This is a genomic window from Streptomyces sp. NPDC018029, from assembly GCF_044327655.1.
Lineage (GTDB): Bacteria > Actinomycetota > Actinomycetes > Streptomycetales > Streptomycetaceae > Streptomyces.
The window spans coordinates 835,117-857,284 of record NZ_JBIRFV010000002.1 but is presented as its reverse complement, the minus strand read 5'-3'; the positions used below and the strand labels follow the sequence as shown (position 1 = coordinate 857,284).

Here is a 22,168-nt window from a genome sequence, read left to right as displayed (position 1 = left end):
CCTCCGACTCCGCGCACCCATCCCATACGAGCGATACGAGCCCCACGCCCGCCATGTCTGCCGTCGCCCCCGCCACCCGTACGCACCTCTGGCGCACGCTGCCCGCCCTGCCCCGGCTGCTGATCGTCACCCAGTGCGCCTTCAACATCGGCTTCTTCGCCGTGCTGCCCTTCCTCGCCGACCACCTAGGCGGCGCCCTCGGCCTCGGCGGCTGGCTGGTCGGGCTCGTGCTGGGGCTGCGCACCTTCAGCCAGCAGGGGCTGTTCGTCGTCGGCGGCACGCTCACCGACCGGTACGGGCCCCGGCCCGTCGTGCTCACCGGGTGCGCGCTGCGGGCCGCCGGGTTCGGCTGGCTCGGCTTCGCCGACGCGACCTGGTCCGTCATCGGCTCGGTGCTGCTCGTCGGGTTCGCGGCGGCGCTGTTCTCACCGGCCGTCGAGACGGAGATCGCCCGGCAGGCGGTGCGTCACGAGGAGACGACCGGCGTCGAGCGGACCCGGGTCCTCGGCCTCTTCTCGGCGGGCGGCCAGGCGGGCGCCCTGGTGGGGCCGGTCCTGGGCGCGGCCCTGCTGGCGGGCGGGTTCCGGGTGGCCTGTCTCGCGGGGACGGCGGTGTTCCTGGTAATCCTCGCCGCGCACGGCCGGCTGATGCCGGACACGCGCGCGGGCGGCGTGGGCGTGGGCGGCGCGGCCACGGAGCGCCCGTCGCTGCGGGGCGGTGTACGGCAGCTGCTGCGCCACCGCGCCTTCCTCGGCCTGTGCCTCGCCTACAGCGGCTACCTCCTCGCGTACAACCAGCTCTACCTCGCGCTGCCGGCGGAGCTGGACCGCTCCCTCGGCTCGCAGGCCGCTCTCGGCTGGCTCTTCGCGCTCTCCTCGGTCCTGGTCGTCGCGGGCCAACTGCCCCTCTCCCGCTGGGTCGCGGCGCGGCTCTCGCCTCCGGCGGCACTGCGTTGCGGCCTCGTCCTCGTCGCCGGGTCGTTCGCGGCGACGGGGGTGCTCCTTCCGGTGGGCGGTGTCGTGCCGTCGCTGGCGTTCGTGGTGCTGCTGACGCTCGGCCAGATGCTGGTGGTCCCGGCGGCCCGGGCCTGGCTCCCCGATCTGGTCGAGGACCGCAGGCTCGGCTTCTTCACGGGGGCGCTGTCCTCGGCCTCCGGCGCCGTGGTCCTCGCGGCCGGCGCCCCGGTGGGCGCCTTGCTGGAACGGGGCGGGGCGATGCCTTGGATCGTCCTCGCGGTCGTGCCGGTGCTGGGGCTCGTGGGCGTTCGCCGGGTACCGCCGCCCGGCAGCCCTCCACCGTCCAGGAGCGCCGAACCCGCCGAACCCGCCGAGCCCGGCCGGCCCGCCTAGCCCGCCTGGCCCGCCCAAAGAACGTCCCGTACGAAGGCGTTGTGGAACTTGCCCGTCGGGTCCAGCTTCTCCGCGAGTGCCGTGAAGTCGGCGTGGCGCGGGTAGCGGGCGTGGAGTTCGGTGGGTGGCAGGGTGAAGACCTTGCCCCAGTGGGGGCGTGGGTCGAACGGTGCGAGGTGGTCCTCGACCAGGGCGACCACCGGGAGCACCGCCGCCGGGTCCGGGACCCAGGTGAAGTGGAAGGCCACCGTGTCGCGGCCGTACGCGGGGCTCAGCCACTGCGCGTCGGCGGCCACCGTGCGGACCTCGCAGACCTGGAGGACGGGGGCGATCGACGCGCGCAGGGAGTCGAGCGCGTGCAGGGCGGCGAGCGCGTCCCGCCGGGGGAGGAGGTACTCCGACTGGAGTTCGGCGCCGCTGCTCGGGGTGAACGCCGGACGGAAGTGCGGCAGCCGCTCGTGCCACGGGCCTGGTATGCCCTGCTGGCGCGTGCAGTTGACCGCCGGCATGCCCGGCACGGGGTGTGCGGGCGCGGTGGCGGGGCGAGCCCACGGGAAGTCGGCCGGCGGCCCGTCGGCGCGCCGCTTGAGCCACACCTGCGTGAAGCGGGGTCCGCGCCAGTCCGTGAAGAGACTGACGCTGTACGCCGCCGCGCTCACCGCTTCGAAGTCGAGCCCGGCCAAGGGGAGTTCGACGTACACGTGCTGGCACACCTCGAAGGCGGGCTCCACGTCGAGGGTGAGGGCGGTGACGACGCCGAGGGCGCCCAGCGCGACCACGGCGCCGTCGAAGCCCTCGTCGCCCCGGCGCAGCGTGAGCCGTGACCCGTCCGCCGTGATCAGCTCGACGGCCCGGACCGCCGAGGACAGGGGCTGGTTGCCGTTGCCGGAGCCGTGCGTGCCGGTGGCGACCGAGCCGGCCACCGAGATGTGCGGCAGGGAGGCCATGTTGGGCAGGGCGAGGCCCTGCGCGTGGAGGTGGCGGGCGAGTTCGGCGTAGCGCACGCCGCCCGCGACGCGGACCGTCCGGGCCGCCGTGTCGACGTCGACGGACGGTTCGAGCCCGGCCAGGGAGACCAGCGCCCCGCCGGACCCCGGATCGACGTCGGCGATCCTGTTGAACGAGTGCCCGGTGCCGAGGACCCGCACCTGGCGGCTGCCCGCGATCAGGTCCCGCAACTCGTCGAGCGAGCGGGGACGGTGCAGCTCGCCGGTGGAAAAGGTGATGTTTCCCGCCCAGTTGGTCCACGTGCCGCTCGTCATCCCCGCTTCTCCCTCATGTCGACCTCGTCCCGTCCTACCCGTTGACCTGCTCCGAACACGCCTTTACCGTTTCGGCGTTCGACATCACAGATGTTGTTCGAAATCACGGACGTAACCACGGGCGTCATCACGGACGTCCCCTCGCTCCGGAAAGGCGCGCCAGCGTATGAACCCCAGCGAACCCACCACGAACCACGGCCGACACCCGCACCCGCACCCGCACCCGCACCCGCACCCGCACCCGCACCCGCACCCGCACCGCAGACTCGTGTTGAAGGGCGCGGCCCTCGCCGCTGGCACCCTCGCCGCCGCCCCGGCCGTGGCCGGCGCCGCGACGCCGGACCCCGCGGCCCGCGCCCCCCACGCGGCCCCCTCCTTCACCAACCCCCTCGTCCGGCAGCGCGCCGACCCGCACATCCACCGCCACACCGACGGCCGCTACTACTTCACCGCCACCTCGCCCGAGTACGACCGCATCATCCTGCGCCGGTCCCGCACCCTGCGCGGCATCGCGACCGCCGAGGAGGCCGTCGTCTGGCGCAAGCACGCGAGCGGTGACATGGGCGCGCACATCTGGGCGCCGGAGATCCACCACATCGACGGCAAGTGGTACCTGTACTTCGCCGCCGCGCCCGCCGACGACGTGTGGAAGATCCGCATGTGGGTCCTGGAGAACTCCCACCGCGACCCGTTCAAGGGAACGTGGACGGAGAAGGGGCGGATCGTCACCGCCTGGGACACCTTCTCCCTGGACGCGACCACCTTCACGCACCGCGGCTCCCGCTACCTCGCCTGGGCGCAGTACGAGCCCGGCATGGACAACAACACGGCCGTGTTCCTCTCCCGCATGGCCAACCCCTGGACGGTGACCGGGCCCCAAGTGCGGTCACCACACCGGAGTACGACTGGGAGTGCGTCGGCTTCAAGGTGAACGAGGGCGCCTCGGTCATCAAGCGCAACGGACGCGTCTTCATGACGTACTCCGCGAGCGCCACCGACGCCAACTACTGCCTGGGCCTGCTCACCGCCGACGCCCGCAGCGACCTCCTCGACCCGAAGTCGTGGACGAAGTCCCCGAAGCCCGTCTTCACCAGCAACGAGACCACCAGGCAGTACGGGCCCGGCCACAACTCCTTCACCGTCGCCGAGGACGGCCGCACCGACGTCCTCGTCTACCACGCCCGCCAGTACAAGGAGATCACCGGCGACCCGCTGCACGACCCCAACCGGCACACCCGCATCCAGCGGCTGGGCTGGAAGACCGACGGCACGCCGGACTTCGGCATTCCCGTGGCCGACGGCCGCAGCTCCTGAGAAACAGCGCGACCCGGCCACCTGGCCGGGTCGCGCCGGAGTCCGGAGGTGCCGCCCCGGATCAGCGGGCGGAGAAGGCGTGGACCGTGCTCGACCGGTAGGTCTCGCCCGGCCGCAGCACCGTGGAGGGGAACGACGGCTGGTTCGGGGAGTCCGGGAAGTGCTGGGTCTCCAGGCACAGCCCGTCGCCCTGGCGGTACGTGCGTCCGGAGGGGCCCGTCAGTGTGCCGTCGAGGAAGTTGCCGGAGTAGAACTGCACGCCGGGCTCCGTCGTGGCGATCTTCATGGTGCGGCCGGACTCCGGGTCGCGGAGGGTCGCGAAGGGCTCGGGGCGGTGGGTGATGCCCTTGTCGAGGACCCAGTTGTGGTCGTACCCCTTGGCGGTCACCAGCTGCGGATGGGCGGCGCGGATGTCCTTGCCCACGCGCTTCGCGCGCCGGAAGTCGAAGGGCGTGCCCGCCACCTTAGCCAGCTCGCCCGTCGGGATCAGCCCCGCGTCGGTCGGTGTGAACCGCCCTGCGGCCAGAGACAGTTCGTGGCCGTAGATGTCGCCGCTGCCCTCACCCGCCAGGTTGTAGTACGTGTGGTTGGTGAGGTTCACGACGGTCACCTTGTCGGTGGTCGCCCTGTAGTCGATCCGCCAGTCGCCGCGGCCGGTGAGGGTGTACGTCACCTTCACCCGCAGCGTCCCCGGATAGCCCATCTCACCGTCGACGCTCACATACCGGAGGACCAGGCCGACACCGGAGGACCCGGCGAACGGCTCCACGTCCCACACCCGCGTGTCGAAGCCCTTCGCGCCGCCGTGCAGGCTGTTCTCCCCGTCGTTGACGGACAGTTGGTAGCTCTTGCCGTCCAGGGTGAAGCGGCCGCGCGCGATGCGGTTGCCGTAGCGGCCGATGAGCGCGCCGAAGAACGTGGTCCCCGCGGTGTACGCCTCGATGGTGTCGTAACCGAGAGAGACGTTGGTGTACCGGCCGCGCCGGTCGGGCAGTTCCAAGGACTGCACGATGCCGCCGTACGAGAGGACCTTCATCCGCGTGCCGCCGTTCGCCAGCGACCAGCGGTACACCTTCGTCCCGTCGGCGAGCCTGCCGAAGAGCTCCTTGGTGGGCCGTGCGCCGTCCGCCGCGTGCGAGGTGCCCGCGACGGCCGCCGTGAGGCCCGTGGCGGCGGCCGCCGCCAGTACGGTGCGTCTGCTCGTTTCCATGTGCCGCTCCATAGGGTTGGGTTGAACTGGGACTACCGGCCGACCTTGCGCTTGTTCCAGACGTCGAACCCGACCGCGGCGAGCAGCACCAGGCCCTTGATGACCTGCTGGTAGTCGGTGCCGATGTTGACCAGGGACATGCCCTGGTTGAGGACGCCGAGCACCAGGCCGCCGATCACGGCGCCCATCACCGTCCCCACGCCGCCGCTCATCGACGCGCCGCCGATGAACGAGGCGGCGATCGCCTCCAGTTCGAAGTTCAGGCCCGCCTGCGGGGTGCCCGCGTTCAGCCGCGCCGCGTACACACAGCCCGCGAGCGCCGCCAGCACGCCCATGTTGACGAAGATCAGGAAGGTGACGCGCTTGTCCTTGACGCCGGACAGCTTCGCCGCCGTCTTGTTGCCGCCCAGCGCGTACACGTGCCGCCCGATGACGGCGTTGCGCATCACATAGCCGAGGCCGATCAGCAGACCGCACATGATGAGCAGCACGACGGGCACACCGCGGAAGCTCGCCAGGGTCAGCGTGAAGGCGATGACGGCGGCGCTGATCGCGACCAGCTTGGCCACCCACAGGCTCGTCGGCGTGACCTCGAGGTCGTACGCCAGCTGCTGCTTGCGGCTGCGCCATTCACGGAAGACGAGGAACGCGACCGTCGCGAAGCCGATGACCAACGTCGGGTTGTGGTACTGCGTGTACGGGCCCATCTCAGGGATGAAGCCCTTGGCGATGTTCTGGAAGCCGTCGGGGAACGGCGACAGGGACTGCCCCTCCAGGACGATCTGCGTGAGGCCGCGGAAGAGCAGCATGCCGGCCAGCGTCACGATGAACGACGGGATGCCCACATAGGCGATGAAGAAGCCCTGCCACGCCCCCGCGACCGCGCCGATCAGCAGCGAGAGGACGAGCGCGAGCACCCACGGCATGTCGTGTTTGACCATCATCACCGCCGACATGGCGCCGACGAAGGCCACCAGCGAACCGACGGACAGGTCGATGTGGCCGGCGATGATGACGATCATCATGCCGATGGCCAGGATGAGGATGTAGCCGTTCTGCTGGATCAGGTTGGAGACGTTGCTCGGCAGCAGCAGGACGCCGTCCGACCAGATCTGGAAGAGGATGACGATGAAGGCCAGGGCGATGAGCATGCCGTACTGGCGCATGTTGGAGCGCACGCTGCGCAGCAGCAGTTCGCCGACGGAGGCCTTGGCCGGTGGCGTGGCCGCGGTGTCGCGCGGGGGCGTGGTCGTGGTGGTCATGGCGGATGCCTCAGCTTCTGTTCTTGGTCATGTGGCGCATCAGGAGTTCCTGGGTGGCGTCCGCGCGGTCGACCTCACCGGTCAGCCGGCCCTCGGCCATCGTGTAGATCCGGTCGCACATCCCGAGCAGCTCGGGCAGTTCGGAGGAGATGAAGAGGACCGCCTTGCCCTCGGCCGCGAGCTTGTCGATGACGGTGTAGATCTCGTACTTGGCGCCGACGTCGATGCCGCGCGTCGGCTCGTCGAGGATCAGCACCTCGGGGTCGGCGTGGATCCACTTGCTCAGCACGACCTTCTGCTGGTTGCCGCCGGAGAGCCGCCCCACCTGCTCGAACACCGTGGGAGCCTTGATGTTCATCGACTTGCGGTAACGCTCGGCGACGGACCGCTCGTGGTGCTCGTCGACGAAGCCGTCCCGGCGCCGCATGCCCGGCAGTGAGGCCAGGGAGATGTTGCGGTTGATGTTGTCGATGAGGTTCAGGCCGTACTGCTTGCGGTCCTCGGTGACGTACGCGATGCCCGCGTCGACCGCGGCGGGCACCGTCTTCGTGACGACCTCGCGCCCGCCCACCGACACCGTCCCGGACACGTACTGACCGTACGAACGCCCGAAGACGGACATCGCGAGCTCCGTGCGGCCCGCGCCCATCAGGCCCGCGATGCCGACGATCTCACCGCGCCGCACGGTCAGCGACACGTCGTCGACGACCTTGCGCTGGTGGTCGACCGGATGCCGCACCGTCCAGCCCTCGACGGCGAGGGCGGGCGAGCCCGCGTCCGCACCCTCGTAGGGCGTGCGGTCGGGGAAGCGGTGGTCGAGGTCGCGGCCGACCATGCCGCGGATGATGCGGTCCTCGGACAACTGGGGTTCCGATTGCGGCGTCTCACGGACCGTCAGCGTCTCGATCGTCCGGCCGTCGCGCAGGATCGTCACCGAGTCGGTGATGGCCCGGATCTCGTTCAGCTTGTGGGAGATGATGATGCTGGCGATGCCCTGCTCGCGCAGTCCCACGATGAGGTCGAGGAGTTTCGCGCTGTCCTCGTCGTTGAGCGCGGCCGTCGGCTCGTCCAGGATGAGCAGCTTCACCTCCTTGGACAGCGCCTTGGCGATCTCCACCAGCTGCTGCTTGCCCACGCCGATGTCGGCGACCGGCGTCTGCGGCTTCTCGTTCAGGCCCACCCGCTTGAGCAGCGCGCTCGCCCTGCGCAGCGTGTCGTGCCAGTCGATGATGCCGCGCCTGGCCTGTTCGTTGCCGAGGAAGATGTTCTCGGCGATGGACAGGTACGGGACGAGCGCCAGCTCCTGGTGGATGATCACGATGCCGTGCCGCTCGCTGGCGCGGATGTCCTTGAAGGCCATCCGCTCGCCCTCGAAGTGGATCTCGCCGTCGTAGCTGCCGTGCTCGTGGACGCCGCTGAGGACCTTCATCAGCGTCGACTTGCCCGCGCCGTTCTCGCCGCAGATCGCGTGGATCTCCCCGGCCCGCACGGTCAGGTTCACATCGGAGAGCGCCTTGACGCCGGGGAACGTCTTGGTGATGCCGCGCATCTCGAGCACGGGCCTGCTCACTTGAGCTGCCCCGCCGTGAAGTACCCCTCTTTGACGAGGAGTTGCGTGTTCGACTTGTCGATGCTGACCGGGTCGAGGAGGTACGACGGGACGGTCTTCTTGCCGTTGTGGTAGTTCTTGGTGTCGTTGACCTTGGGCTTCTTGTCGTTCAGGACCGCGTCGCCCATCGCCACCGTCTGCGCGGCCAGCTTGCGGGTGTCCTTGAACACCGTCTGCGTCTGCTCGCCGCGGATGATGGACTTCACCGACGCGAGCTCGGCGTCCTGTCCGGTGATCACCGGCAGCGGCTGGCTCTTGGAGCCGTACCCCGCGCTCTTCAGCGCCGAGATGATGCCGAGCGAGATCCCGTCGTACGGCGAAAGGACCGCGTCGACCCGCTCCGAGCCGTAGTTCTTGCTGATCAGGTCGTCCATGCGCTTCTGCGCGGTGCCGCCGTCCCAGCGCAGCGTGGTGGCCTGGTTCATCCTCGTCTGCTTGCTGCGGACGGTCAGCTGCCCGGTCTTGAAGTACGGCTGCAGCACCTTCATGGCGCCGTTCCAGAAGTACTTGGTGTTGTTGTCGTCCGGCGAGCCCGCGAACAGCTCGATGTTGTACGAGTCGCCGCCCTTCGCCGGCTTGCCCAGCTTCAGCTTGTCGACGATGTACTGCGCCTCGAGGCGGCCGACGCGCTCGTTGTCGAACGACGCGTAGTAGTCGACGTTCTTCGTGCCGAGGATGAGGCGGTCGTACGAGATCACGGGGATGCCGGCGTCGTGCGCGCGCTGCAGGACATCGGTCAGCGCGGAGCCGTCGATGGCGGCGACCACCAGCAGGCTGCGCCCCTTGGTGATCATGTTCTCCAGCTGGGCGACCTGGTTCTCGACCTTGTCGTCGCCGTACTGCAGATCCGTCTTGTAGCCGGCCTTGCGGAACTGCTCGGCCATGTTCTTGCCGTCGGCTATCCACCGCTCGGAGGCCTTGGTCGGCATCGCGAGCCCGATGGTGGCGCCCTTTCCGGCGTCCGGCTTGTACCGGCTGCCGCCCTTGGCCTCCTGGCCGCAGGCGGTGAGCGAGCCGAGCAGGACGGCCGTGGCCACCGCGGCGGTGAGGCGCGTGCGGGTGCGCATGGGTCAGCTCCTTTCCGGGAAGCGGTTCAGGTCGCCGGGCAGGCGCGAGCCCAGCGGCGACATCCCGGCACCGGCGCCGTGCCGGGCCAGCAGATCCAGGGCGAGCCGGCCGCGGCGCACGCGCTCGCGGGCGGTGTCGAGGGTGACGTCGCGCAGCTGCGCTCCGTACGGGTAGATGGCGGGCGCCTTCGCCAGACCGAACTTCAGATACAGGGGAGCGCCGCGCCGGATCAGCTCGGCGATCTCGTACATGCGGATGTAACCGCCGAGGTCGTCCGGAGCCTCCACGTACATGTCCATCGGCGCGCCCGACACCCGCCGTATCTCGGTGAGGTGAGCGGGCGTCAGGTCGCTCGGCACGTTGAGCGAGTCCGCGCCGAGCCGCTCGTACACCGCGTAGGCGGCCGGGTTGACCGGGCCGATGAGCGCGGACACCTTCAGCGTCGTGTCGGCCGGGATGATCCCCGCGGTCCGCGCGCGGTGCAGCGTCCACAGGACGCCCTCGTCGGCGACGAGCAGACACTTGACGCCCAACTCGGTGGCGCGCAGGGCGTCTTCGACGCATCCGGCGACCGCGTCGTGGCCACGGGCGCGCAGCCCCGCGCCGCGCGAGTCGGTGCGCACGGAGGCGCCGGTGTCCCAGGTGCCGCGCGGCCCGGTGAACAGGCAGAGCTCGATGTCGCGCTCGGCGGCCGTCTCCACCATCTCCGTGATCTCGGCGTCGGAGAGCATCCACACGCCGCTGCCCTGGCTGATGCGGTGGATCGGCACGTCGAGCCGCGCGGCCTCCTTGAGCACGACGCCGAGCGCCTCGGGCCCCTCGACCGACGGAATCTCGACCCGCCAGGTGCCGCCGTCGGGGAACGTGTGGGCCGAGGCGTCGGCGGGATCGGGGGAGGGAGCGGCGAGCCCGAGCGCGGCGAGGGCGGGTTCGCCGGGCTGCCGGGGGAGGGAGGTGGAGGGGTCGTCGGTCACGGTCGTCCTTTGCGTGAGATCACTTGGTTCGAGATATCGAACGAAGTTCGTGTCGTGGGGTGTGCTTCGGTGAGGCCGCGCAAGCGGGGGGCCTGTGTGTGGCGTGCTCAGGGGCGCGGGGAACTGCGCGACCAGCCACCCCCGCCCCGCAGCCGAAGAGAAGAGCTCAGGGCAGCAACAAGACCTTCCCGGTCCCGGGATCACCACCCCCGACCAGGGCAACCGCCTCCCCGAACCGCTCCAAGGGAAACTCATGCGTGATCAGAGGAGCCGGATCGAGCAGCCCGAGTTCGAACGCCCGCACCGCATCGGCCCACGCGCCGGACGACGCCCCGAAGACGGACCGCACCTCCAGCTGGCTGACGGACAGATGCACGGGATCGATCCCGACGGCCCCCTCCGTGAACATCCCGGTGAGCACCACCCGCCCGCCCCTGCGGGCGAGCAGACACGACGAGGCGGCAGTGGTGGCCGCACCCGCCGTCTCGACCACGAGGTCGAAGGACCCGTTCACGGACCCCGCCTCCGCGGGGGAGAGCGCCGAGGTCGCCCCGAAGCCCAGGGCCAGCTGCCCACGTGCCGCGCGCGGATCGACGACGGCCAGCTCCGCGGGGCCGCCCGCCGCGAGCCACTGCACCGCGAGCAGCCCGAGCGTCCCCGCGCCGACCACCGCGACCCGCTCGCCGGGCCGCGGCCGGCCCGCCCGCACGGCCGCCGCGATCACGGCGGACGGTTCGAGCAGGGCCGCGGCCCGCAGATCGGCGTCGTCACGCAGCGGATGCAGCAGCCGCGCGGGCACGACGACGTGGTCGGCGAAGGCGCCGGGTTCGGTGAACCCGGTCTCCGCGTAGCCACCGCCGCACAGGCTCGTCTCGCCGTACCGGCACCGCTCGCAGACGCCGCACGCGCGAAAGCCCTCGGCGACGGTCTTCCGCCCGACCAGGCCGGGGTCGACCCCGGCGCCGACGGCCGCCACGGTCCCGGCCCACTCGTGGCCGGGAATCACCGGGTAGCGGACGTACGCGGCGTCGCGGTGTCCGTCGTACACCTCGCGGTCACTCATGCAGATCCCGGCGGCGGCCACCTCGACCAGGACCTCACCGGGGCGCGGCTCGGGGCGCTCCCCGGTGACGAGGCGGTGGCTGCCGGGGCGGTCGACGACGACGGCGCGCGATGTCATGCGTCGGCCCCGCCGGGATTCCGCTTCTCCCAGCCCTCGGCCCACAGGTCGAACCGCGCCCGCTGCTGCGGGAACTCGGCCGCGGCGTCGGTGTCCAGCTCGACACCGAGACCCGGCGCGTGCGACAGCTCGAAGCAACCCGTCTCCGGGTCGACCTGCGGGGCGCCCTTCACGACCTTCTTGATGTCCGCGTCCGCGAAGTCGTTGAAGTGCTCCAGGATCTTGAAGTTCGGCGCGGTGAAGCCGACCTGGAGCGAGGCGGCGGTCAGCACCGGGCCGCCGACATTGTGCGGGGCGACCAGCATGTAGTGCGTCTCGGCGGTGGCCGCGAGCTTGCGGGTCTCCCAGATGCCGCCGATGTGGCCGACGTCGGGCTGGATGATGTCCACGGCCTGGCTCTCGAACAGCTCGCGGAACTCGATCCGGTCGTGGATGCGCTCGCCGGTCGCCACCGGCATGTCGACCTTGGCGGCGACCTTCTCCAGCGCCTTCAGGTTCTCCGGCGGGACGGGCTCCTCCAGCCAGGCGGGCCGGAACGGCGCGAGGTCGCGCGCGAGCCGGACGGCCGTGGCGGGCGAGAACCGGCCGTGCATCTCCAGCATCAGCTCGGCGTCCGGCCCGATGGCGTCGCGCACGGCCTCGATCAGCGAGACCGCGTACAGGCTCTGCTCGTGGTCCAGTTCGTAGTGGCCGGTCCCGAACGGGTCGATCTTCAGCGCGCGGTAGCCGCGCTCCATCACGCCCTGGGCGGCCTTGTGGTAGGCCTCCGGGGTGCGCTCCGTGGTGTACCAGCCGTTCGCGTATGCCTTGACGCGGTCGGTGACCTTCCCACCGAGCAGCTGCCAGACGGGGACGCCGAGCGCCTTGCCCTTGATGTCCCAGCAGGCCATCTCGATGACGGCGATGCCCGACATCACGATCTCGCCGGCCCGGCCGTAGTCGCCGTACTTCATGCGGCGCACGAGGTCCTCGACCGCGAACGGGTCGGACCCCTTGATGTGGTTGGCCTCCGCCTCGCGGAGGTAGCCGATGAGCGCGTCGGTGTGGCCGAGCATGCGGGTCTCACCGACACCGGTCAGACCCTCGTCGGTGTGGACCTGGACATAGGTGAGGTTACGCCACGGCGTCCCGACCACATGCGTGCTGATTCCCGTAATGCGCAAGGCAGTTGCCCCTTGACTTGTTCGGTATTTCGTCACACGTTCGAAATGCTGGCGTGACGTTATTCACGGTGGCCGGAAGGTGTCAATGGGTCGCGCACAACCGCCTGTCGGGCGGGAGGCGGCCATTGCGCCGCGAACGGCGCCGTGCCTACCCTGTGTTCGTCATATCGATCAGCGACCGAAGTTTCGGACGGTTTCGGACGCGCAGGGTGGGAGGCCGAACTCATGGGACGACTGGTGCCCGCGGTGACCAGGTCGCTGGACATACTCGAACTGTTCCTGGAAGGGGATGGCACGTTCTCCGCGCCCGAGGTCACCCGCAGACTCCAGCTGCCGCGCACCACCGTGCACGAGCTGCTCACCACCCTGGCGGCCCGCTCGTATCTCGTCCAGATCCCGGACCAGCCCGGGCGCTACCGCCTCGGCGTGCGCACCTACCAGCTCGGCAGCCGCTATGCCGAGCAGCTCGACCTCGCCGCCGAGGGGCAGCAGGTGGCCCGCGAGGTCGCCGAGACCTGCGACGAGACCGTCCACGTCGCGATCCTGGAGGACACCGACGTCATCTACATCGCCAAGGTCGACTCCACGCACGCCGTGCGCATGGTCTCCGCGGCGGGCCGCCGCCTGCCCGCGCACTGCACCTCGGTCGGCAAGATGCTGCTGGCCTCGCTGCCCCCGGACGAGCTCGAATCCCGGCTGCGGGGGCGGGAGTTCACCGCGATGACCGCCGCCAGCATCACCGACCCCGACGAGCTGCTCGCCGCGCTCACCGACATCCGCGAGCGGGGCGTCGCCGTCGAGCACCGGGAGTCCAACCCGGACGTCAGCTGTGTGGCGGCGCCGGTGCGGGACGGCGCGGGACAGGTCGTCGCGGCGCTCTCCATCTCCGTGCCGATGATCCGCTGGAGCGAGGAGCGCGAGCGCGAACTGGCCGAGCTCGCCGCCAAGGGCGCCGGCGACCTGTCGGTCCGCCTCGGCCACCGGGGCGCGCGATGACGCATCCGACGAGGCGCGCGATGGCGCACGTGACGAGGCGCGCGTACGACGTGGCGGTGCGCGCGGAGGCCGCCCTCGGCGAGGGCCCCACCTGGGACGCGGCCGCCGGCCGCCTCATCTGGGTCGACATCCTCGGCTCGCGCGTCCACACGTACGACCCCGTGGCAGGCCGGCGCACCGTCATGGCGACCGAGCAGCACGTCGGCGCCGCCAAGCCCCGCGCGGGCGGCGGCCTGGTGGTCAACCTCCGCGACGGCATCGGCCTGTACGGACCGGGTGGTGCGCCCTTCAGCTGGCTGGTGCACGACCCGGCGCCCGGCCGGCGGGGCAACGACGCCGCCGTCGCGCCCGACGGCTCGCTCTGGGCGGGCACCATGCGCTACGACGAGGCGCCCGGCGGCGGCAGCCTCACCCGCGTCGGCCACGACGGCACCACGACCGAGCTCCTCGGCGACGTGGCCGTCAGCAACGGCACCGGCTGGAGCCCCGACAAACGCCTCGTCTACTACGTCGACAGCCCCACGCGACGTATCGACGTCCTCGACCACGACGGGCAACGCGTCCTCAACAGGCGCCCGTTCGCGCACATCGAAGAGGGCGCGGGCTTCCCCGACGGGCTCACCGTCGACGCCGAAGGCTGCGTGTGGGTCGCGCTCTGGGACGGCGCGCAGGTCCGCCGCTACACACCGGACGGCCGCCTCGACCGCACCGTGGAGCTCCCGGTGCGCCGCCCCACGGCCTGCGCCTTCGGCGGCCCGGACCTGCGCGACCTGTACATCACCACGGCCCGCACCGGCCTCGACCGGCCGCACCCCCTGTCGGGGTCGGTCCTGGTCGTGCCGGACGCGGGCCGCGGGCTGCCGGGCGTCCCCTTCGCGGGCTGAACTCCGGCGCGGGGATCAGCCCTTGAGCTCCCTGAGGTACTTGCCGAACTTCTCCAGGCCGTCGATGTTGCGCGGCCCGCTGATGCCCTCGTTGTAGTCGAGGACGAAGAAGTTGTTCTTCTTGACGGCGGGCAGCTCCTTCGTGTGCGGGGACTTCTTGAGGAACTCGATCTTCTTCTTCGCGGGCTGGTCGCCGTAGTCGAAGATGATGACGACCTCGGGCTCGGCCTTCGTCACGGCCTCCCAGTTGACCTGCGTCCACCGCTCGTCGAGGCCGTCGAAGATGTTCCTGCCGCCCGCGCTCTTGATGATGTCGTTGGGCGGGACCTGGCTGCCCGCCGTGAAGGGCTGGTCGGTGCCGGAGTCGTAGAGGAACACCGGCACCCGCTCGCCGTCCTTGGGCGCCTTCTTCTCCACGGCCGCGACGCGCTTCTTCAGGTCCCCGACGACCCGGTCCGCCTTCTCCTCGACCCGGAAGATCTTGCCGAGCCGCTCCAGGTCGCTGTAGAGCGCCTTGAACGGAGTGACCTTCTCCGGATATCCGGGGTAGTTGAAGCAGCTCTCCGTGTGCATGAAGCTCTGGATGCCGAGCTTGTCCAGGGTCTTCGGGGTGATGCCGCGCTGGTCGCTGAAGCCGGAGTTCCAGCCCGCGACGACGAAGTCGGACTTCGCCTCGACGACGACCTCCTTGTTGAGCAGGTCGTCGCTGAGCATCTTCACCTTGGCGTACTCCGACGCCCAGGGCGACTCGCTCACCGGCGGGTTGGCGGGCGGCATCACGTAACCGTGGACGTGCTCGGTCAGGCCGAGGCTGAACAGCTTGTCGGCGCTGCCGCCCTCGTACGCGACGGCCCGCTGCGGGACCTTGTAGGAGACGGGCTCGCCGCAGCGCTTGACGGTGGTCTTCTCGGCCGCATCGGCGGCGCTGTCCGAGTCGACCTCGGCGCCGCAGCCGACGAGCAGCGTCAGCGCGAGCGCGGAGCCGGCCGCGAGGGATCGGGTGTGGGACATGGAGAGTCGGTGCCTTTCAGAAGGACGTTTCAGAGGGACGTTCAGAGGGGCGTTTCAGAGGGACGTGCCAGACGGACGTTTTTTCAGAGGGTGGGGTGGAGCGCGTACAGCAGCTGCGGGTCGTCCGTCAGCGGATGCTTGATGACGCTGGCCTGCACGCCGAACACCTCGGCCACCAGGTCTTCGGTGAGGACGTCCTCGGGTGTTCCGGACGCCACGAGCCGCCCCTGCGACAGCACGCCGAGCCGGTCGCAGGCGGCCGCCGCGAGGTTCAGGTCGTGCAGCACGACGAGGACGGTGAGCCCGGCGCCGCGCAGATGCGAGAGGACCTCGATCTGATGGCGTACGTCGAGGTGGTTGGTCGGCTCGTCGAGGACGAGGACCCGCGGCTCCTGGACGAGGGCACGGGCGAGCAGCACGCGCTGCCGTTCCCCGCCGGACAGGGTCAGGACGCCGCGCCCTGCGAGGTGGTGGATGTCGAGCCGCTCCATCGCCCGTGCGCACAGCTCGCGTTCGCGGGCGGTGAGCGCCTGGTTGCCGCGCTGGTGGGGGGCCCGGCCGAGCGCCACGACCTCCGCCACCGTGAAGTCGAGGTCGACGGCGCCGTCCTGCGTCATGGCGGCGACGAGCTGCGCGCCGCGGCGCATCGAGAGCCGGGAGATGTCGTCCCCGCCGACCCGGACGGTGCCCGTGGCAGGCCGCAGCGCCCGGTACACACAGCGCAGCGCGGTCGACTTCCCGCTGCCGTTCGGGCCGACCAGACCGACGACCTGGCCCTCGCCCACATCGAGCGAGAGGTCCCGCACCAGGCTCCTGCCGTCGATGTCGACGCCGAGCCCGTCGATGCGCAGGTCCATCACGGGCCTCTCGGCTGCTTCGTCGTGCATGTCGGTCATGTCAACGCCCCCCGAACACATAGCCCTTGCGGCGCATCAGGCCGATGAACACCGGCACGCCGACGAGCGCCGTGATGACTCCCAGCGGCAGTTCGCGCGGCGCGACCACCGTCCGGGACAGCAGATCGACCCAGACCATGAACACCGCGCCGACCAGCGGCGCGACGGCGAGCACCCGGGTGTGCGTGGCGCCGACGACCATCCGCACCAGGTGCGGCATGACGAGCCCCACGAAGCTGATCGCGCCGCTCACGGCGACCATCACGCCGGTGATCAGGGAGACGAGCACGAGCAGGGACTTGCGGTGCCGGTCCGGGCTGACGCCCAGGCTCGCGGCGGTCTCGTCGCCGAGCGCCAGGACGTCCAGCGCCCTGCCGTACCGGTACAGCGCGGCGACGCCGAGCAGCACGACCGCGGAGACGACGGGCAGCGTCCCCCAGGCGGCGGCCCCGAAGCTGCCCATGGTCCAGTAGAGGACCATCGACGTCGCCTCGTTGTCCGGGGCGAAGTAGATGATCACGCTCATCACGGCCTGGAAGCCGAGCGACATGGCCACGCCGGTGAGGACCAGGCGCAGCGGCGAGAGGGCGCCCCGTTCGCTGGACGCGGCGTACACGAGGAAGGACGCGACGAGCGCGCCGACGAACGCGCCCGCCGACACCGCGTACACACCGAGCGCGGCCAGGCCGCCGGTCACCGTCACGCCGACCGCGCCCACCGACGCCCCCGAGGAGACGCCCAGGACGAACGGATCGGCGAGGGCGTTGCGCACCATCGCCTGGATGGCCACGCCGACCGCGCTCAGACCGGCGCCCACCAGCGCGGCGAGCAGCACGCGCGGGGTCCGGATCTGCCAGATGATCTGGTACGTCGTCGTCTCGTCGGCGCCGATGCGGCCGCCGCTGAGCGCAGCCCACAGATAGCGGGTGGTGTCGGCGGGCGACACGTAGGCCGCGCCGAGGCCGATCGCCACGACGACCGACACGATCAACACGGCGAAGAGCGCGACACAGGTCAGCACCAGGGCCCTGGGGGAGGCGAGCCGCTCCCGCACGGCGGCCCGGCTCTTCGGGGCCCCGGCCGGCGGCGCCTGCGTGAGGGTGCTCACGCGGTGCCCGCCTTCGACGTGCCGCGGAGCACCAGGGCGGCGGCGCCGAGCGCCACGACGACGAGGGTGCCGAAGGCGGCCGCGGTTCCCGGGTAGCCGGCCAGGCCGAGGCCGGCGCCGCCGAGCGCCGCGCCGACGAACACGCCGAGGCTCTGGCCCGCCGCGTTGAGGCTGAGCGCGGAGCCGCGCAGCGTGGTGCCGCAGCGTCGCACGATGAGGCTGACCACGCACGCGGCGACGATCGCGTGGCTCGCCGCGTGCAGCGCGGTCATGACGAGGGCCAGCGGCAGCCAGTGCGTGAAGTAGAAGCCCACGACGGAGACGAGGGCGGCGACCAGGCCGATGGCGAGCAGGCGTTCCGTGCCGATGCGCGGCTGAGCCGAGTTGGTGATCCGTCCGGTGAGGAGGTTGCTGACGAAGAACGCGGCGCCGCTCAGCGTCCACACGAACGCGAACAGCCCGGCGTCGAGGTCGAACCGCTCCTCGTAGAAGGCCGCGAGGTACGACAGGTAGCCCATGAAGACGGCGGTGCGCAGGAACCCGATCAGCAGCAGCGGCACCGCGCCGCGCACCGCCGCGAGGGCCTTGAACGAGGCGAGGTAGCCGAGTCGCGGGGTGTCCTCGGCGGTCTCGGCGCCCGCCGACTCCCGCTGCTGCCTGCGCCGGGCCACGAAGACCACCGCGAGCAGCAGCGACACCACGGTCACGCCGATCAGGTCGCCCTGCCAGCCCCAGAACAGCGCGGGCAGCGCGATGACGGGGGCGGCGAGCATGGCGGTCATGGACTGGGTGGCCGTGACCAGGGTGGCCGCGCGCCCCGCCGCCTTGCCGGTGCCGAAGCGGTCGGCGGCCGCGGCGGTCAGCGCCGGGTTCAGCACGGACGTACTGGCGCCGATCAGCAGGCAGAACACGGCGAGCAGGGCGAAGTCCCCGGCGGCGCCGAGCGCGGCCGACCCGCCGAGCGCGACGAGCGCGCCCGCCGCGGCCCACTCCTTGGGCACCCGGTCGATCAGCGGCGCCAGCGCGGTGCCGACCAGCAGGGCGGCGAGGCCGCCGAGCCCGCGCAGGCCGCCCATTGCGGCGACGCTGCTGCCGGCCTCGTCGGCGATGGGCACCAGATACGTGCTGAAGACGGTGAAGGGCAAAAGGCCGACCGCGGAGGCGAGCAGCACGGGCCACAGGGTGCGGGCCATCCGCAGATCGCCCGGTACCGGTTCCTCGGCGCTGTCCTGCGCCGGGTTCTTGACGGCGTCGACGCTCACGCTGCCGCTCCGTTCGACGCGAGGGCGGCGCGGTAGCGGTACATCGGCGTGGGGTCGGCGCTGAACTGGGAGAACGTGAACGGCTCCGCGTTGAGTCCGGTGACGCCCGCGCCGAGGAAGGCGCGGGCGACGGCGCTGCCGCTCTGGGCGTAGACGATCAGTGGCACCCCGTGCTCGACGCAGTGGCGCAGGATCAGGTCGAAGGTGCCGTTGCTGAGCGTCATGCCGGTGGCGACGACCGCGTCGGCCTGTGCGAGCACCTCGGTCATGTCGTCGGAGACGGGCTCGCCCCACGCGGTCGTCCGCAGGTTCAGATCGCAGGGCAGACAGACGCCGCCCCGCTCCCGTATCGCCGCGACGAGCGGATTGACCACGCCGATCAGGGCGACCTTCGCGCCGGGCTCGATGTCGAGCAGCCCGGCGATGGCGGCGTCGCGGGCCTCGGCACGGACCTCGGGCGTGCCGGCAGGCAGCATGACGCGCTCGGCGTCGGCGGTGTCGCGGTGCGGGCGCACCCGGGCGAGGTAGGCGTCGAGGGCGGCGGTCCGCACCGGCGCGGACTCGTCGCGCAGCAGCTTGTCCAGGGAGTGGCCGGAGGCGTTCTCGCAGAAGCCCGGGGCGAGTTCACCCGCTTCGAAGGAGCAGGCGCCGAACGAGTCGCCGACGCGGAGCAGCAAATAGTGGTTGTGGTAGGTGACGTCGCCGCCGGCGAGCCGGGTGGTGTTGTAGAGCCAGAACGCGCTGGTGACGGTGAGCTCGGCCGGGTCGGGGCCGTGGGCGCCCGACAGGACGGCGTCGGTGAGCTCCGCGACGGTGTGGGGCGTGGGGTGTGACATGTGTGTTCTCTCCGGGGGCGGGCGGGTTCAGGAAGTGGCGGGCGGGTTCAGGAGGTAGCGGGCGGCCAGGCCGTCGTGGACCAGGGGTGCTTGAGGTCGCCGAGCGAGGTGATCTCGTGCGGCTTCAACGTCTCGATGTCCAGGGCCTGTTCGTGCCGGGCGTAGGCGCTCTCGACATAGCGGTGGCCGGTGTCGGCCGCGATGAAGACGTACGTACGGGTGTCGTCCCTGCGCCGCTCCCACAGCGCGCTCAGATAGGCGGCGCCCGCCGAGAGCCCGGCGAAGATGCCGCTGGTGCGCAGCAGGGAGACCGCCCCGGACACGGCGCTGTCGAAGTTCACCCAGTGCACGCGGTCGTACAGCTCGTGACGGACGTTGCGGAACTCGATGGCGCTGCCGATCCCGGCGATGATCATGTCCGGGTCCGCGACGTGCTCGGAGCCGAAGGTGACGCTGCCGAAGGGCTGCACGCCGATGAGCGACACGTCGCGCCCCGCCTCGCGCAGGTAGGTGGCGAGGGCGCCCGTCGAGGCGCCCGAGCCGACGCCGCCGACCAGCGCGAGGGGGCCGGCGGGCAGGTCCTTGCCGATCTCGTCGGCCACCTCGCGGTAGCCGTAGTAGTGGATGTCGTCGTGGTACTGCCGCATCCAGTGGTACGAGGGGTTGTCCGCGAGGATCTCGGCGATCCGCCGCACCCTCAGCTCCTGGTCGAGACGGAGGTCCTTGGAGGGCGCGACCTGCTCCAGCGTGGCGCCGAGTATCTCCAGCTGCACGCGGGTCGAGCGGTCCACCGTGGTGGAGCCCACGATGTGGCACTTCATTCCGTAGCGGTGGCAGGCGAGCGCGAGGGCCAGGGCGTAGATGCCGCTGGAGCTGTCGATGAGGGTGTCGCCCGGCCGGACGGCACCGGAGTCGAGCAGGTGCCGGACGGCTCCGAGGGCCGAGTAGATCTTCATCGTCTCGAAGCGGAGGCAGGCCAAGTCCGGTGCCAGGGATATGAGATCGGGTTTCTTCACCGCTTCTGCGATGTGTGCGTGCATGACTGGGATCCCCCCGTAGGGACGAGCGGGCAGGGAGGGGCGCTGGGGGAGTGCGGGCAGCCCCCGGAGCGGCCCCGGAACGCCGAGAGCATCACACCAGATGAAAATGATTGTCAAGAGCGGGTAAGTTCGGCACACTGGTCCGCGCGGGGTGCCGTGCCGGGTGCGCCGCGACGTTCGAGAGGAGTCGCGTGAAGCTGTTCCAGGGGGCCGCAGCCCGGTCCCGCCCGACCCGACCGCCGCGCCACGGGCCGCCGCCGAGGGCCGGGGTCGGTACCGCGTTCGGCACCTTCGGCGAGCTGCTCCAGGGCGTCCTGCCGGAGGGCCGGCAGGGTGGTGAGGGCGACGGGGACTTCCTCGTGACGCTGCCCGTGGCCCGGTGGACGATGGCCACCTTCCGGGAGGGCTCCGCGTCGGGCGAGCTGGAGGTCTGGCCGCCGCGCAAGACCAAGGCGCTCCGACTCGCCCGGATGATCGCGGAGTTGGCGCCCCGCGCGCCGGGATGCGCGCCGCCCGGCGGGGTGCTGACCGTCAGCAGCGTCATCCCCGAGGGCAAGGGGCTCGCCAGCTCGTCCGCCGACCTCGTCGCCACCGCGCGGGCGGTCGGCCGCGCCCTCGACGTCCCCATGCCGCCCGCCAGGATCGAGCGGCTCCTGTCCCGCATCGAACCGACCGACGGCGTGCTCTACCCCGCGATCGTCGCCTTCCACCACCGCAGCGTCCGGCTCCGCGCGGTCCTCGGCTCCCTGCCCCCGATGGCGGTGGTCGGCATCGACGAGGGCGGCTCCGTGGACACGGTGGACTTCAACCGCATCCCCAAGCCGTTCACGGCCGCCGACCGGCGCACCTACGCCGACCTGCTCGAACGGCTCACCGCCGCCGTGCGCCGCCACGACCTGGCGGAGGTCGGCCGGATCGCCACGCGCAGCGCCCTCATGAACCAGACCCTGCGCCACAAGAGGTCGTTGGAGCCCATGCGGGAGATCTGCCGCGAGGTCGGCGGCCTCGGCGTGGCGGTCGGCCACAGCGGTACGACGCTGGGGGTGCTGCTCGACGCCACGGACCCCGCGTACACGCGGCGGGTCACCGCGGCGGCGCAGGCGTGCGGGGAGCTGACGGGCGGCGGCCGGGCGGGGGGCGGGGTGACGGTCTACCGCACCCTCACCTTCGGCCGCCCTTGTGCCACGGCCCCCGCCATACCTGCCACCGTCCCCCGAACCGGACAGGACGACGTGCCGTGACGACGAGATCCCGTCTCGGACGCGGGGAGGAGCGCCGCCGTCCCGACGCGGGGCCCGAGGCCGGTGTGCGCAGGACCCGGCAGCGTGCCGCCGTCCTCGAAACGCTCGGGCACTGCGGGGAGTTCGTCTCCGCACAGGAACTGCACGCCCTGCTCGCCGGTTCCGACAGGGCCGTAGGTCTCACCACCGTCTACCGCGCGCTGCGCGAACTGGACCGCGCCGGTCTCGTCGACGTCGTACGCGACGAGACCGGCGAACGGCTCTACCTGCGGCGCCCCACCGAGGAGCACCGCCACTACCTCATCTGCCGCCGCTGCGGCCGCAGCAGAGCGGTGGACGCGGGCGCGGTGGAGGCGTGGGCGGAGCACCTGGCAGAGACCACGGGTTACGCAGAGCTCGAGCACACCCTCGAACTCAGCGGGGTGTGCGGGGAGTGCGGGTCCGGGACGGGCGGGGCGTAGGCGGTGGGGGGTGCGTGACCGCCCGGTCCCGTGCGGGTTTCG

19 protein-coding genes and 1 pseudogene are annotated in these 22,168 nt (G+C 71.3%); 6 read left to right on the top strand and 14 right to left on the bottom strand.

The window, feature by feature from the left end; all coding sequences use genetic code 11:
• Nucleotides 1–53: 53 nt before the first annotated feature.
• Nucleotides 54–1,349 (top strand): MFS transporter, encoded by a 1,296-nt coding sequence (locus ACH4D5_RS07990; RefSeq protein ID WP_398299736.1) that lies wholly within the window; start codon nt 54–56, stop codon nt 1,347–1,349.
• On the opposite strand, the gene ACH4D5_RS07985 is transcribed toward ACH4D5_RS07990, so the two are convergent.
• Entirely contained in the window at nt 1,346–2,611 is a 1,266-nt protein-coding gene (locus ACH4D5_RS07985; RefSeq protein ID WP_398299734.1) for an FAD-binding protein, read from the bottom strand. The two genes, ACH4D5_RS07990 and ACH4D5_RS07985, sit on opposite strands and share 4 nt — an antisense overlap.
• 268 nt (nt 2,612–2,879) lie before the next feature.
• Between ACH4D5_RS07985 and ACH4D5_RS07980 the strand changes: the two are divergent.
• Nucleotides 2,880–3,925 (top strand): annotated as a pseudogene (locus ACH4D5_RS07980) (family 43 glycosylhydrolase).
• 61 nt (nt 3,926–3,986) lie between these two features.
• Here ACH4D5_RS07980 and ACH4D5_RS07975 read toward each other — a convergent pair.
• From ACH4D5_RS07975 to ACH4D5_RS07945, 7 genes are all read right to left on the bottom strand, one after another.
• On the bottom strand, nt 3,987–5,135 hold the full coding sequence (locus tag ACH4D5_RS07975; protein WP_398299732.1) for an aldose epimerase family protein: 1,149 nt from the start codon (nt 5,133–5,135) through the stop codon (nt 3,987–3,989).
• A 32-nt stretch (nt 5,136–5,167) separates the two neighbouring features.
• On the bottom strand, nt 5,168–6,397 hold the full coding sequence (gene mmsB / locus ACH4D5_RS07970) for a multiple monosaccharide ABC transporter permease (protein ID WP_398299730.1): 1,230 nt from the start codon (nt 6,395–6,397) through the stop codon (nt 5,168–5,170).
• 10 nt (nt 6,398–6,407) lie between these two features.
• Nucleotides 6,408–7,946, bottom strand: a complete 1,539-nt coding sequence (gene mmsA / locus ACH4D5_RS07965) for a multiple monosaccharide ABC transporter ATP-binding protein (protein WP_398300009.1) — start codon at nt 7,944–7,946, stop codon at nt 6,408–6,410.
• 17 nt (nt 7,947–7,963) lie between these two features.
• The gene (gene chvE / locus ACH4D5_RS07960; protein ID WP_398299728.1) at nt 7,964–9,073 is read right to left on the bottom strand and encodes a multiple monosaccharide ABC transporter substrate-binding protein; all 1,110 of its coding nucleotides are present in this window, start codon (nt 9,071–9,073) and stop codon (nt 7,964–7,966) included.
• Between the two features lie 3 nt (nt 9,074–9,076).
• Complete coding sequence (locus tag ACH4D5_RS07955) at nt 9,077–10,048, bottom strand: hypothetical protein (RefSeq protein WP_398299727.1); 972 nt, start codon at nt 10,046–10,048, stop codon at nt 9,077–9,079.
• Nucleotides 10,049–10,214: 166 nt separating this feature from the next.
• Nucleotides 10,215–11,228, bottom strand: coding sequence for a zinc-binding dehydrogenase (locus ACH4D5_RS07950; protein WP_398299725.1), 1,014 nt, complete (start codon nt 11,226–11,228; stop codon nt 10,215–10,217).
• A complete protein-coding gene (locus ACH4D5_RS07945) occupies nt 11,225–12,391 on the bottom strand; it encodes a mandelate racemase/muconate lactonizing enzyme family protein (protein WP_398299723.1) in 1,167 nt (388 codons plus the stop codon). The genes ACH4D5_RS07950 and ACH4D5_RS07945 overlap by 4 nt, the downstream gene beginning before the upstream one ends.
• A gap of 225 nt (nt 12,392–12,616) precedes the next feature.
• On the opposite strand from ACH4D5_RS07945, the gene ACH4D5_RS07940 reads away from it, so the two are divergent.
• A complete protein-coding gene (locus tag ACH4D5_RS07940; RefSeq protein ID WP_398299721.1) occupies nt 12,617–13,387 on the top strand; it encodes an IclR family transcriptional regulator in 771 nt (256 codons plus the stop codon).
• A 20-nt stretch (nt 13,388–13,407) separates the two neighbouring features.
• Complete coding sequence (locus ACH4D5_RS07935; protein WP_398299719.1) at nt 13,408–14,271, top strand: SMP-30/gluconolactonase/LRE family protein; 864 nt, start codon at nt 13,408–13,410, stop codon at nt 14,269–14,271.
• Nucleotides 14,272–14,286: 15 nt separating this feature from the next.
• Here ACH4D5_RS07935 and ACH4D5_RS07930 read toward each other — a convergent pair whose 3' ends face one another.
• The 6 genes from ACH4D5_RS07930 to ACH4D5_RS07905 form a co-directional block, all read right to left on the bottom strand.
• On the bottom strand, nt 14,287–15,282 hold the full coding sequence (locus ACH4D5_RS07930; RefSeq protein WP_398299717.1) for an ABC transporter substrate-binding protein: 996 nt from the start codon (nt 15,280–15,282) through the stop codon (nt 14,287–14,289).
• 83 nt (nt 15,283–15,365) lie between these two features.
• Nucleotides 15,366–16,139, bottom strand: a complete 774-nt coding sequence (locus tag ACH4D5_RS07925; protein ID WP_398300007.1) for an ABC transporter ATP-binding protein — start codon at nt 16,137–16,139, stop codon at nt 15,366–15,368.
• A gap of 40 nt (nt 16,140–16,179) precedes the next feature.
• Nucleotides 16,180–17,232: a FecCD family ABC transporter permease gene (locus tag ACH4D5_RS07920; RefSeq protein ID WP_398300005.1), complete on the bottom strand. Its 1,053-nt coding sequence runs from the start codon at nt 17,230–17,232 to the stop codon at nt 16,180–16,182.
• A 50-nt stretch (nt 17,233–17,282) separates the two neighbouring features.
• The gene (locus ACH4D5_RS07915; protein ID WP_398299715.1) at nt 17,283–18,548 is read right to left on the bottom strand and encodes an MFS transporter; all 1,266 of its coding nucleotides are present in this window, start codon (nt 18,546–18,548) and stop codon (nt 17,283–17,285) included.
• Nucleotides 18,545–19,384 carry a Rossmann-like domain-containing protein gene (locus tag ACH4D5_RS07910; protein WP_398299713.1) on the bottom strand — a complete coding sequence of 280 codons (840 nt, stop codon included), beginning with the start codon at nt 19,382–19,384 and terminating at the stop codon, nt 18,545–18,547. The genes ACH4D5_RS07915 and ACH4D5_RS07910 overlap by 4 nt, the downstream gene beginning before the upstream one ends.
• Nucleotides 19,385–19,431: 47 nt before the next feature.
• On the bottom strand, nt 19,432–20,424 hold the full coding sequence (locus ACH4D5_RS07905; RefSeq protein WP_398299711.1) for a cysteine synthase family protein: 993 nt from the start codon (nt 20,422–20,424) through the stop codon (nt 19,432–19,434).
• Nucleotides 20,425–20,615: 191 nt separating this feature from the next.
• On the opposite strand from ACH4D5_RS07905, the gene ACH4D5_RS07900 reads away from it, so the two are divergent.
• Nucleotides 20,616–21,665 (top strand): kinase, encoded by a 1,050-nt coding sequence (locus ACH4D5_RS07900; protein ID WP_398299709.1) that lies wholly within the window; start codon nt 20,616–20,618, stop codon nt 21,663–21,665.
• Complete coding sequence (locus ACH4D5_RS07895) at nt 21,662–22,126, top strand: Fur family transcriptional regulator (RefSeq protein ID WP_398299708.1); 465 nt, start codon at nt 21,662–21,664, stop codon at nt 22,124–22,126. The genes ACH4D5_RS07900 and ACH4D5_RS07895 overlap by 4 nt, the downstream gene beginning before the upstream one ends.
• The last annotated feature ends 42 nt before the right edge of the window (nt 22,127–22,168 follow it).

Excerpts from the sequence above, each read along its gene's own strand:
- ACH4D5_RS07990 (WP_398299736.1), top strand. The coding sequence starts at position 54 with ATGTCTGCCGTCGCCCCCGCCACCCGTACGCACCTCTGGCGCACGCTG.
- ACH4D5_RS07985 (WP_398299734.1), bottom strand. The coding sequence starts at position 2,611 with ATGACGAGCGGCACGTGGACCAACTGGGCGGGAAACATCACCTTTTCC.
- ACH4D5_RS07975 (WP_398299732.1), bottom strand. The coding sequence starts at position 5,135 with ATGGAAACGAGCAGACGCACCGTACTGGCGGCGGCCGCCGCCACGGGC.
- mmsB (WP_398299730.1), bottom strand. The coding sequence starts at position 6,397 with ATGACCACCACGACCACGCCCCCGCGCGACACCGCGGCCACGCCACCG.
- mmsA (WP_398300009.1), bottom strand. The coding sequence starts at position 7,946 with ATGCGCGGCATCACCAAGACGTTCCCCGGCGTCAAGGCGCTCTCCGAT.
- chvE (WP_398299728.1), bottom strand. The coding sequence starts at position 9,073 with ATGCGCACCCGCACGCGCCTCACCGCCGCGGTGGCCACGGCCGTCCTG.
- ACH4D5_RS07950 (WP_398299725.1), bottom strand. The coding sequence starts at position 11,228 with ATGACATCGCGCGCCGTCGTCGTCGACCGCCCCGGCAGCCACCGCCTC.
- ACH4D5_RS07940 (WP_398299721.1), top strand. The coding sequence starts at position 12,617 with ATGGGACGACTGGTGCCCGCGGTGACCAGGTCGCTGGACATACTCGAA.
- ACH4D5_RS07935 (WP_398299719.1), top strand. The coding sequence starts at position 13,408 with ATGGCGCACGTGACGAGGCGCGCGTACGACGTGGCGGTGCGCGCGGAG.
- ACH4D5_RS07930 (WP_398299717.1), bottom strand. The coding sequence starts at position 15,282 with ATGTCCCACACCCGATCCCTCGCGGCCGGCTCCGCGCTCGCGCTGACG.
- ACH4D5_RS07925 (WP_398300007.1), bottom strand. The coding sequence starts at position 16,139 with ATGGACCTGCGCATCGACGGGCTCGGCGTCGACATCGACGGCAGGAGC.
- ACH4D5_RS07910 (WP_398299713.1), bottom strand. The coding sequence starts at position 19,384 with ATGTCACACCCCACGCCCCACACCGTCGCGGAGCTCACCGACGCCGTC.
- ACH4D5_RS07905 (WP_398299711.1), bottom strand. The coding sequence starts at position 20,424 with ATGCACGCACACATCGCAGAAGCGGTGAAGAAACCCGATCTCATATCC.